This is a genomic window from Streptomyces sp. NRRL F-2664 (assembly GCF_000719345.1).
GTDB lineage: Bacteria > Actinomycetota > Actinomycetes > Streptomycetales > Streptomycetaceae > Streptomyces.
The window spans coordinates 1-313 of the sequence record NZ_JOFX01000471.1 but is presented as its reverse complement, the minus strand read 5'-3'; the positions used below and the strand labels follow the sequence as shown (position 1 = coordinate 313).

1 protein-coding gene is annotated in these 313 nt (G+C 71.9%); it reads left to right on the top strand.

The annotated features are described in order from the left end of the window. Window positions 1–313 (top strand): RHS repeat domain-containing protein (locus tag IF89_RS46835; protein ID WP_043195084.1); only part of this gene is annotated, 313 nt, incomplete at both ends.

Below are 313 nucleotides of genomic sequence, written 5' to 3'. Positions count from 1 at the left end.
CACCGTCTCCACGACCGCGTATACCTACGACGGGGACACCGGGCTGCTGCTCTCCTCCGCGGTCACCGACGCCAGCGGGGCCACCACCGTCCGGCAGACCGAGTACGACGCCCTCAACCGGGTCACCGGCATGTGGGAAGGCGCCCGCGACGACGCGGACGCCAAGCAGAACACCCTCATCACCTACGCCTACGACGGCGAGGGCCGGCTGGTGTCGGTCGCCTACCCCGACGGGAAGGCTGTCTCCCGCGCCTACGACCAGCACGGGCAGCTGGAGACGGCCACCGACGCCGCCGGCGCCGTCACCGCCTAC